Here is a 10,873-nt window from a genome sequence, read left to right as displayed (position 1 = left end):
TCAATTTCTTGCAATCCTCGCTACGGACGCTTAAGTCCGACAGGCTGCTAGCGAATATTCAACCGAAATTCGCTGGTGGCAGCCTTTCAACCCCTATAAATGGCCCTGAAAAAGCGGAGTAAACGAAAAAATTTGTAACGATTTCCAGACGTATCATTTAGCAGAAATATGAATGTAATCCTCTAAGTTTAGAATCAAATTTCACTTATTAAAATAATAAAATCAGTATTTAAAATTTTTTATTTCTATTGGAAATTTAAACTTGCTGACTTGCTGGTTTTCGATAAGAATCAAATATGAGAGATCCAAAAAAAGGACGAGGAAACCGCCTATGGGAAACGCCTTGCAAGCCAGGCCGATCATCTCAACCCAAACAACCACCTACATTCTCGACAGTAATGTTCTGATACACGACCCTAACTCAATCCTCAACTTTGAAGAGCATCAAGTGCTCATCCCCATGACCGTTCTGGAGGAACTGGACAAGCTTAAGAACGGAAAGCAAACCATCGCCGCTGACTGCCGACAGGCCATCAGGCTGATTGACCAGATACTGGGTACTGCCTCACCCTCGGAGATCGAAGCAGGCGTTCCTATCAGACGTGGTAATAAATCAGAGCCTCAGGGTACTCTCTCAATCCTGAGTTCTCACCGTATAGAAAACATCACCACACTGCCCACCAGCAATAACGATAACCGCATCATCAACGATATCTGTCATTTTCAGGAAACCCATCCGGGTATACCGGTGATCCTGGTGACCAAAGATATCAATATGCGTCTCAAAGCCAGGGGATGCGGAATTCCAACGGAGGATTACCACAGCGACCAGCTGGTTTCCGATATTGGTTTACTCAATAAAGGTTATCGGCTGTTTGAAGGCAACTTCTGGGACCGGGTTTCCCAGGTTCAGACAGAACAGCTGGAGAGTAATACCTATCACCGATTGTTGAAAGAAGAGCTCGGAGAGGACATCCATCTGAACCAGTTTTTACTGGACGACACTGGATTTGTAGCTCGGGTGAACGCCATCACTCAGGACGAAGTCCAGTTGCAACACTTCTGCCGTGAAGCATTAATGAGTCAGGAAGCCTGGGGGCTTCAACCTCTCGATATTCATCAGGCCATAGCCCTGAATCTTTTACTGGACCCCGACATTCATCTGGTCAACCTGACCGGTGCTGCGGGCTCAGGTAAAACCATTCTGGCCCTGGCTGCAGCGATCGAGATGACAGTAGCCACCAAACAGTTCCGTCGAATCATAGCGACCCGTTCAACCCGGGGGCTGGATGAAGACATTGGCTTCCTGCCGGGCACGGAAGCGGAGAAAATGGAGCCTTGGCTGGGCGCCATTACTGACAACCTCGAAGCCCTGCACTACGACGATGAATCCACCAACAGCAGTGTGGATTACATTCTCAAGCAGGTCCCTCTCCATTTCAAATCCCTGAACTATATCCGGGGACGAAGCTTTCAGCAGAGCCTGATCATCATTGATGAATGTCAGAACCTGACACCGCACCAGATAAAAACCATTATCACCCGTGCGGGTTCCGGTAGTAAGGTCATCTGCCTGGGCAACCTGGCTCAGATTGATACCCCTTACCTCGCACCGACCAGTTCGGGACTGACTTACATGACTGAACGATTTAAAAACTTTCCACACGGTGGCGCAGTCCAACTACAGGGAGTCCCACGCTCGCCACTGGCGGCATACGCTGAAGAAAATCTATAATTTTCACTTACCTCAGAACGATAGCCAGACTTGATCGTCTGGCTATCAAAAACCGACAGCCATTAATCATTAACTTTCCTCCCCCTAAAGCCCTGCTCACCAGCAATCTGAACCACTTTTTAACGCCTTATTGGCGAAGCACTGCACTTTTGCGACATCTTTTGTACTTACGGGTTAACACAACAAAAGGGTATTATTAGAACACCACCAGAAACGGATGTTATGAATGAAATCTCTGAACTGCTTCAAATCCTATGACATCCGGGGCCGCATGCCGGATGAATTGAATGAAGACATTGCCTGGCGCATTGGTCGTGCAACAGCAGAATACTTAAAAGCAGACACCGTCGTTGTTGGTGGAGACATTAGGCTTTCATCACCCTCCCTGAAAGCCGCACTGAGTGATGGCCTGAGATCGGGCGGAGTCAATGTTCTGGATATAGGTCTATGTGGCACGGAAGAAATCTACTTCGCAACGTCACACCTGAAAGTAGATGGTGGCATCATGGTAACGGCCAGCCACAATCCCAGAGACTACAATGGCATGAAACTGGTCAGAGAAGACAGTAAACCTGTTTCAGGTGAAACCGGTCTGCGTGAGATACAGAAGCTGGTCGAGGATACATTTGTTGCTGCACCATTAAACGACGCCTCACCCATAACAGACCGCTCTCTGAAGGGTGATTATAAAGAAGTCAGCGTTCTTGATGACTACATTGATCACATGCTTGGCTACATCCAACCTACTCGGCTAAAGCCCATGAAACTGGTTGTTAATGCAGGTAACGGTGCGGCAGGCCATGTGATTGATGCGATTGAAGCCCGTTTTCAATCCACTTCAGTCCCCATTGAATTTATCAAAGTTCATCATGAGCCCGATGGTAACTTTCCCCATGGCATTCCTAACCCGCTGTTGCCTGAGTGTCGCCCGGCAACCAGCGATGCTGTTCTCGAACATCAGGCCGATATGGGGATAGCCTGGGACGGCGATTTTGACCGCTGTTTCCTGTTCGATGAAAAGGGGCAGTTTATTGAGGGTTATTATATTGTGGGTCTTCTGGGTGAAGCCTTCCTGAACCATACGCCGGGGGCAAAGATCATTCATGACCCGCGACTGACCTGGAATACCATAGACCAAGTCAGGAGTGCTGGAGGAGAGCCGGTGCTTTGCAAAACGGGTCACGCATTTATCAAGGAGAGAATGCGCAAAGAAGATGCCGTTTATGGTGGTGAAATGAGTGCCCACCATTACTTCCGTGACTTTGCTTACTGTGACTCTGGCATGATTCCCTGGCTGCTGGTTACAGAACTATTATCTCAGAAAGGTCGGACACTCTCTGCGTTGGTGGCCGAACGAATAGACAAATTTCCCGCTTCCGGGGAGATCAATAGCACAGTTGAAAATCCAGCACAGACCATTGAGACCATTCTGATCAGGTACGAACAAGATGCCGCTGAAATTGATCGTACCGATGGCATCTCCGTTGATATGGGAGAGTGGCGTTTCAACCTCAGAATGTCTAATACTGAGCCGGTCATTCGACTGAATGTGGAAAGCCGGGGAGATCAGGCGCTGATGGAAGAAAAAACAACAGAACTGGTGACCCTCATTCGATCTCATTAGTGTCTGAAAGTCCGGGTCCAGCTTGCTCTCTCATGCTGCCTAACAACATAATAGAGACAATTCACTACCAAACACCTCCGCCCTCAACTAGGATGTGTTCCATAGTGCTAAGGAAGAAAACCAATATGCTTTTTGTCGTGTCACCTGCCAAAACCCTGGACTATGACACCGCTCCGGTGACGAAAAAGTTCAGTCAGCCAGAGTTCCTGGACCAGTCTCAGGACCTGATTAATCAGTTGCGCAGGCTGAGTCCGTCAGATATCGGCAGCCTGATGAGCATCAGCGACAAACTGTCACAGCTGAATGCAGCCCGTTACGAAGCCTGGCAGCAACCTTTCACCCGGGATAATGCCAAACAAGCTGTCCTCGCCTTCAAAGGTGATGTTTACACGGGACTTGATGCTGAGACTATGAATGCCAAACAGTTTGATTATGCGCAAAAACACCTGCGCATTCTCTCTGGTCTCTATGGTCTGCTGAAACCTCTCGACCTGATGCAGGCATATCGTCTGGAAATGGGCACCCGATTTGCCAACCAGGCAGGAAAAGACCTTTATGCATTCTGGGGCGAACAGATCACCGACAAACTGAACGAAGAAATGGCTGCCCAAAAAGACGACATTCTGGTCAACCTGGCCTCCAACGAGTACTTCAAGGCTGTTAAACCCAAACTGTTGAAAGGTCAGATCATCACTCCGGTTTTCAAGGACTGGAAAGGTGACAAGTACAAAATCATCAGCTTCTACGCTAAAAAAGCCAGAGGCCTGATGTGTCGTTATGCCATAGATAACAGCCTGAAAAAAGTCGATGACCTGAAAGGTTTTGATTATGAGGGCTATAGCTATAACGAAGCCATGTCGAATGACAAGGAGTGGGTGTTTATTCGCAAAGAAGTCTAAGTTATCTTCTTCCAGCTCCGTGATTGCCGTTGAGCTGGAAGACACTTCCCTTCTATTACCAACACAATTCACGGTTACTTAATAATACCCACTTCCAACTCCCGCTTTCTGGTGTAGAGAAAGCGAATGATGTCGTAGCTGAAGGGCGAACTGAAATCGTCATAGCTCATGGGTACGGTGTAACGATAGTTAATGCCATAGATAGCAAACAGTTCAGGTTCGCTAAACACCTGTGCAGGCACCCCAAGAAAATCAATATAATCTTCTGCTACCAGATCGACGACCAGACCACTGACATCCCTCAAACTGAATGGGCCAATCACCGGAACCACCAGATAAGGTCCGGGCCCCACGCCATATTTTGCCAGAGTATTGCCAAATTCATTGGGATGATGGGGCAACCCCATACTTTCAGCAGGATCAAAAAAGCCCAACATACCCAGAGTAGAATTGATGAATAATCGACCGACTGATCTGACAGCTCGCTCACCCTCAAACTGAAGCAGGTTGTTCATAAGAGTGGAAACTTCTTTCAGATTCTGAAAAAAATGGGCAATCCCTATCCGAACGAAAAACGGAGTCACCGTTTCATAAAGCTGCATAACAGGCTCAAGAAAATAGCGATCCAACTGCCGATTGAAAGCAAACACCTCGCGATTGAAGGACTCCAGTGGATCATAAACATCCATAAAAGACATTGGATTGTGATGCCAATTTTCCAACAGCTCATCATCAGTGTCTCTGAACTTCAGAGTATCCATAGGATCTGCATAGGGGATACGCTGATCAGCCAGGACATTAAAGACTATGAGAGAAAAAAACAGCAACAGGAGCCCGGCTCTAGGCATCAGGGAACCCCCTACCCTTCATAAAGCTGAGCATATCCCGTACGTTTTGATGGTATTTCAGATTGCCCATATGCCCACCCAGAGGGTAAATTTTTATCCGCCCTCTGAAGGTGTCATAAAGAAAGTCGAGCCCTTTCTTATCAATAATAAAGTCATCCACATTGTGCATCACACCAACATGGCGGGCACGCTTCAGCCAGGTCTTAAGGCGAGGCAGACCGCTCTGCTCAAAGATAAAAGTGCGCTGCATTCGGAGGGATTTTTTCTGACCGGAGTGGATTCCCTTCTGCCTCTCTACGTAGGGGATCAGCACATTATCGATGTAGCATTCAAAACCGCAAAACATAGCCCGCTTAAAATAAGGAGTTCGACTATCACTTCGCGTGAGCCTGAAATATCCGGGGATCAGTTTGCCGTCCCAGGTCATGACAGCAGAAGTGAAATAAAGGGACGCTACTACCAGCCTGAAATTGACGCCTATCAGCAGCGCCAGCTCTTCTCTGCTCATGGCATAAGTGCTTTTCATCACCTGAACCAGCATGGGTTCATCCAAATCAATACTTTTATGAGCTTTAAAATAGGCAGCCAGCTTGTCAAAGTAGTGATTAAAAAGCGTTGTTGCACTGTCAACGCCCGGCACATCCACCTGTAGTAAACGATCAAGGCTATCGACGGTGCGCCGCAAGTCAACAGGAGGGTTCACTAACAATACTCGTTCAAAGCCAAACGCGTTCTGTTCGCTGTCTATTCGGGCTACAAACGCAGCATTGAGAGCGCCAAGGCTGTAACCTGTCAGATACCAGCCACTAATCTCCAGTTTTTTAAAGGAGAGGACCCGCTTGACAGACGCTTTCATCAAACGATAGATATCTTCTGAATCTTGCCGGGTCAGGCCGGGCCGATGAGTTCGGGAGCTGGAAACAACAAAGTCGTAACTGGTGGGGGATGAGATCTGAATGACATGAAAGCCGGCCTGATAATAAACCTTTTTCAGGAACTCGACCTTACTGGTATCGAAACGCCCCCCAGTACCTGCAATGATAAATATCAACGGAGCAGGTTGCTCCTGCCAGGCCAATTTGAAACGGGGTTTCATCACATCCCAGAATATACCCGGCGCCCCCTTAATGGTTTCGTCAGCCAATCCTAAAATCGCCTCACGGACAGTACCCTGCCCCAGCTTCACCTGTTGCCCGGGCGGAGTGCCAACGACGGTGGCCAGAAATGGATCCCTGATAGGAAAGTCATAAGCCCACGAAGTGCCCAAATAGAAAGGAAACAGAAGTAATAAAAGTTTTTTCAAAATGGCAATAATGCAACTTCGCAACTTCGAAAAACATCCTGCCCACCCCACAATGTCCGTGAGGACCAACGGACAGAACGCCCCTCTTCCAGTCATATCATTACTACTGAGTGTTTTCCGGCGATGAAATCAACAGGTAAACCGTCCAGTCTTTGGAAAACAGGCCACCAGTACTGACCTTTTCCAGAGAGCCCCTGACCTGTCCATTGATGGAATACTGAATTTTTTCGCCTTTCTGGTCTGGCAATGTCACCTCCTTTTGACTCCAACTCCTGGGCAGACATTGACCGATGATACGGTTGGCTTCGTCAAAAGCCAGAGTCGCAGTCTGCTCATCAGGCAGGACTCGACTGCATACATAGCTATAGCGATTGGACCACTGCCAAACCTCACAGCCACCGTTCAGTGGTTGATAGTCTGTCTGCCAGATGGTGATCTTATTGTAAAAAGAAGGCTGTTTACGTATATCCGAAAAGCCATCCCGGCTCTTGGTAAAAAGATGCCCAAGATCCTGACAGATTTTGTCCTGATCAACTGTACGCTTTTCGGTAATGACTTCATCTTTTTCGCCGACAGGCTGGTATGCATACCCCGAAACCAGAGTACCTGCTGTCACCACTAACGCGGCCATCTTGAGACTTTTTTTAATCGTTTTGTTGTTAAAGACTGATTTCATCGACTTATTCCCTGGTTCTGAAAAACCTTCACCAAGACCTTGCCTGCAGAGACAGGCAAGGTCGCAGACGGAACAAGTCTAGAAAATATAATTCAATTGTGCAGCTACAATATTGGAGCTGTTCTTGTAATCGCCTGTTACTGTGCCGTAAAAAGGATTTGGAGTAGCCCTTTGATCCGGGCTGTACTTGGATTCATTGATTTTACCTTCTTTCAGACTCACATATGCATAGGAAATATCAACGGAGATGTTGGTATCAGGCCTCCAGTTTGCTCCCACGGTAAACCAGTTACGATCCGAATCCGGTGTACGGACTGTACGATTGTCATCATCGACGGGGGACTCATCAAACATATAGCCTGCCCTCAGTTTCCACTCTGGCAGTACTTGCCATGTCGCACCAAAACTCCAGGCCCAAACATCTTTCCAGTTGATTGGGACGTAGCTGGACAGGGCAGAATTATCGGCTCTGACATAAAATTCCTCGAACCGGCTCCAACGGGTCCAGGTGGCCTCAGCCATGAGAGTCCATTCATCGTTTAGCTCATGAGTCAGGCTTAGAGCCGCTTTTTCTGGCATAGTGATATCGAGCTTTGCATCTGATTTCAACTCAACCGGGGCCAGACCCTCAACTTTTACATCTCCCTCGATTTCAAAATCAAGTTCTGAGAAGTAAGCAAGGCCAACGTAGGTTTTATCATAAACATTCCACAGTGCTCCCAGAGTCCAACCCAATGCGTTGGCATCACCCTCAATCTTTGCTTTTGCAGCAGGCACAAGGGGATTGACATTTTGAGTTAATTCCCCCTCCACATAGGAACCAATTAACCCAAACCCAACCGAAAGGTCTTCCTGAAATTTATAGGAAACCGTTCCCTGCAGGCTCACGGTTTTAACGCTGGTTTTATTACCAAAGAAACGACCCGCCCAATCCTTGTCATAATCCAGCTCAATACCATTAGGAGCATACCCACTTATACCAAAGCTGATTTGCTCATTCAGTGGCATAACAAAATGCCCAAAAGGAATCCCGCTTGTTGACACGAAATCTTCCGTCTTACCCTGGGCAATCACCGTTCCACCCGCTGTATGCTGACCCTCAAATTCCCCTCCTTCAAGAATGACAGCAGAACCCACAGAAACCTGCATACCCTCAACATAAGCTATACCTGCAGGATTATTGGCTGCAATAGAAGCATCCTGGGGGTTGGAAGCCCTGCCCGCATAGGCTGTGCCCATGTAGCTGGCTGAGTTTTCATAAACGCCGTAACCCGCAGAGTAGACACTGCCAGAATGAAAGGAAACGGCCATAGCGGCAAGAAGAGGTGACAGAACAGCCACCCTCTGTCGTAAACACAAAGTCATTTTCAAACCTCATTGTGTTGTGTGTTGGTTTGAAAGGTATAGACGCAGAAACGCTTCGCTGCCTTTTTTTAAAGGCATAAACGACGATTAGTAAACAACAGTTATTAAAAGCATGGGAGCTCTGATCAAATAGCTATATGTCAGAGCGCGTTAAAGTCATCGGGAAATGGGTGGCAGGTCAAAACGAGGGAGAGATAATTTCTTATAAAGAGCCAACAGTCTGAGTAACAGAACCAGACCCGCAGACAACAATGTGGCCATATTGACGCCAATATAAGACTCTGATGCAACGAAGAGAGCACCACCCGCCATAGCGGCAAAAGCATACACCTCTTTTTTCAGCACCAGTGGCACTTCACCAGACAGCAGATCCCGGATAGCGCCACCGCCACAGCCGGTGAGAACCCCCATCATGACAGCGACAATGGCTGAAGCGCCGAAATCCAGAGCTTTAGTGACACCAATCACCGTAAATACAGCCAGACCCAGCGCATCAGAAATCAACATCATATGATGCGTTTTCTGATGCCAGCGTCTTATCAAAATCGCCAACAGGGTTGAGACCAGAATGACCAGAACGTAATCGTGATCCTGTACCCAGAAAACCGGTGTGCCGCCTAAAAGGACATCGCGAATCGTGCCCCCCCCCCCCACGGCAGCGACAAACGCCAGAACCATGGCACCAAAGATATCCATATCTTTACGACAGGCCAGCCAGGCGCCGCTGATGGCAAAGACAGCGGTGCCAAATAAATCCAGAATGTAAAGCAGCATGAAAAAAAGAGTGAGTCCGATTAATTAATATTAAAATTATACGCCCAAGGCCACATACCCCATATCAGGACGCTTACTTAATTGAACAGGAACTTTCCTCAGACTACGGAGGCTTATGCAGGTCCGGATGACCTCATTAGTACTTGTCTTTCATTTATATAAAAAACATCTTAAGTATTCAACCTGACGCAATTACCAAGACTTAGAGAGCAATCTGACTCTCTAATTGCAAATTTTTTTCAATTTTTTTACATCTTTTTCTGATGCTAATTCAAATCTCATCCTTTTATAAAAATCATTAAATATCAAAAAGTTAGCAATATAAGACCGAATCAAAACAGCTTAAATTCATTAAAATGAAAATCGAATACTATTCGAATTTTAATTAACACCCAACCCTGTCTTGACTCGACTCCTCTAAACAGAGATATTTCGTACTGTCGTTTCAAATACCCGTTTCAAAGCACGTTAAAACGTCATTCAACAAGCGGACATTTTTAAACGACAACACACACTAATAATAAGCACAAAAAGACTAGCGGCCCTTCGACCAGCGAACCTGAGAAGACTCGAAAAGAGCAAACAACGTTCGCAATCAGGCAGTCTCATATCACTTGTTAATGAAAAAAGAAGTTCTCTCTGTTGGTAATTTCTTTTTGTAACAAGGAGTCGCCTCAGGTCTTGCCGACGTCAGGAGTTATAATGAAAAGCCACACTCGTTCCTCGCATTTTTCTCTCACTCCATTAGCTTTGGCCTCCTCTCTGGCAGTTGCTGTTTCAGCAGGTCAGGCAGTAGCCGGTGGTTTTGAAAAAGCGACTCTCTGGGATGCCGAATACACTGCATTGGCAGGTGCAGCTGTTTCTTCTGTCGATGATTCCAGTGCGATCTTCTTTAACCCGGCCGGTCTGGCTTTTGCGGAGTCTGATGATATTGCTCTGCACTTATCTCCTACCTTTAACAAAGTCAGTAGTCCGGCGAATGGTGTCAATTTTACTGATGGCGATACCACCTTCTCTCCGGCTGGCGGCCTGACAGGTCTGACCATACTGGATGAGAAGTTCACTCTGGGTTACGGTATCTATGCCTCTGGTGGTGCTGCTGCCAAGTATGAAGATCTGACTGTTGGCAGCGTACGACCCGTTACAGACGACTACTCTACTGACATCAAGATTATTGAAGCGGGTCTGGGATTATCTTATCGCATCAACAACAACTGGTCCGTTGGGGGTACCTACCGCCTGACTTACGTCGCTGCTGATATCGAATTGATGTCAAATTTAGCGAATGGGGCTGTAGGTGCAGCAGTGGGCTACAACGATATGACCGGTTACAATACCTTCGGTGTTCGTCTGGGTGCGATGTACCGCTCAGATGACGACCGCTGGGGTTGGGGGATCAACTACCGTTCTGAAGTCGATATTGAAGCAGATGGCAAAACATCTTTCAGATCCGGTGCTCCTGGATTTGCTGGCCAAATTCCTCTTGATTTCAGCGATAAAGATGCGACCGCAGAAACAGCTCTGCCCATGCAAATTTCTACCGGCATCGATTACAAGGTAGCTCCACACTGGACCCTGTTCGGTGAGATCACATACACCGACTACAGCAATAACGAACAGATTAAGTTTACCTCCGATGAGGTCAGCAG

The 10,873-nt window shown here is 47.2% G+C and carries 9 protein-coding genes; 4 read left to right on the top strand and 5 right to left on the bottom strand.

Going from position 1 to position 10,873, the window contains the following annotated elements:
- Positions 1-331 precede the first annotated feature (331 nt).
- From KDK16_RS03015 to yaaA, 3 genes are all read left to right on the top strand, one after another.
- On the top strand, positions 332-1,735 hold the full coding sequence (locus KDK16_RS03015; protein WP_257253519.1) for a PhoH family protein: 1,404 nt from the start codon (positions 332-334) through the stop codon (positions 1,733-1,735).
- Positions 1,736-1,961: 226 nt separating this feature from the next.
- The gene (locus KDK16_RS03010) at positions 1,962-3,359 is read left to right on the top strand and encodes a phosphomannomutase CpsG (protein ID WP_257253518.1); all 1,398 of its coding nucleotides are present in this window, start codon (positions 1,962-1,964) and stop codon (positions 3,357-3,359) included.
- Between the two features lie 125 nt (positions 3,360-3,484).
- The gene (gene yaaA / locus KDK16_RS03005) at positions 3,485-4,258 is read left to right on the top strand and encodes a peroxide stress protein YaaA (protein ID WP_257253521.1); all 774 of its coding nucleotides are present in this window, start codon (positions 3,485-3,487) and stop codon (positions 4,256-4,258) included.
- A 74-nt stretch (positions 4,259-4,332) separates the two neighbouring features.
- Here yaaA and KDK16_RS03000 read toward each other — a convergent pair whose 3' ends face one another.
- From KDK16_RS03000 to KDK16_RS02980, 5 genes are all read right to left on the bottom strand, one after another.
- The gene (locus KDK16_RS03000) at positions 4,333-5,106 is read right to left on the bottom strand and encodes a VacJ family lipoprotein (protein WP_257253517.1); all 774 of its coding nucleotides are present in this window, start codon (positions 5,104-5,106) and stop codon (positions 4,333-4,335) included.
- Positions 5,099-6,433, bottom strand: a complete 1,335-nt coding sequence (locus tag KDK16_RS02995) for a hypothetical protein (protein ID WP_257274611.1) — start codon at positions 6,431-6,433, stop codon at positions 5,099-5,101. Before KDK16_RS02995 ends, KDK16_RS03000 begins: the two co-directional genes overlap by 8 nt.
- Positions 6,434-6,512: 79 nt before the next feature.
- On the bottom strand, positions 6,513-7,085 hold the full coding sequence (locus tag KDK16_RS02990) for a hypothetical protein (protein ID WP_257253515.1): 573 nt from the start codon (positions 7,083-7,085) through the stop codon (positions 6,513-6,515).
- Positions 7,086-7,163: 78 nt separating this feature from the next.
- Complete coding sequence (locus KDK16_RS02985; RefSeq protein ID WP_257253514.1) at positions 7,164-8,450, bottom strand: OmpP1/FadL family transporter; 1,287 nt, start codon at positions 8,448-8,450, stop codon at positions 7,164-7,166.
- Between the two features lie 156 nt (positions 8,451-8,606).
- Positions 8,607-9,224, bottom strand: a complete 618-nt coding sequence (locus KDK16_RS02980; RefSeq protein WP_257274609.1) for a trimeric intracellular cation channel family protein — start codon at positions 9,222-9,224, stop codon at positions 8,607-8,609.
- A 702-nt stretch (positions 9,225-9,926) separates the two neighbouring features.
- Between KDK16_RS02980 and KDK16_RS02975 the strand changes: the two genes are divergently transcribed.
- On the top strand, positions 9,927-10,873 hold a 947-nt coding region (locus KDK16_RS02975; protein WP_257274608.1), incomplete at its 3' end, for an OmpP1/FadL family transporter.

Source organism: Endozoicomonas sp. SESOKO4 (assembly GCF_024606275.1).
The sequence above is the reverse complement of the archived record's forward strand: the minus strand, read 5'-3'. Positions and strand labels throughout refer to the sequence as shown.

What these genes read in the sequence shown, in the direction of transcription:
- KDK16_RS03015 (WP_257253519.1), top strand. Translation starts at nt 332, where the DNA reads ATGGGAAACGCCTTGCAAGCCAGGCCGATCATCTCAACCCAAACAACC.
- KDK16_RS03010 (WP_257253518.1), top strand. Translation starts at nt 1,962, where the DNA reads ATGAAATCTCTGAACTGCTTCAAATCCTATGACATCCGGGGCCGCATG.
- yaaA (WP_257253521.1), top strand. Translation starts at nt 3,485, where the DNA reads ATGCTTTTTGTCGTGTCACCTGCCAAAACCCTGGACTATGACACCGCT.
- KDK16_RS03000 (WP_257253517.1), bottom strand. Translation starts at nt 5,106, where the DNA reads ATGCCTAGAGCCGGGCTCCTGTTGCTGTTTTTTTCTCTCATAGTCTTT.
- KDK16_RS02990 (WP_257253515.1), bottom strand. Translation starts at nt 7,085, where the DNA reads ATGAAATCAGTCTTTAACAACAAAACGATTAAAAAAAGTCTCAAGATG.
- KDK16_RS02985 (WP_257253514.1), bottom strand. Translation starts at nt 8,450, where the DNA reads ATGACTTTGTGTTTACGACAGAGGGTGGCTGTTCTGTCACCTCTTCTT.
- KDK16_RS02980 (WP_257274609.1), bottom strand. Translation starts at nt 9,224, where the DNA reads ATGCTGCTTTACATTCTGGATTTATTTGGCACCGCTGTCTTTGCCATC.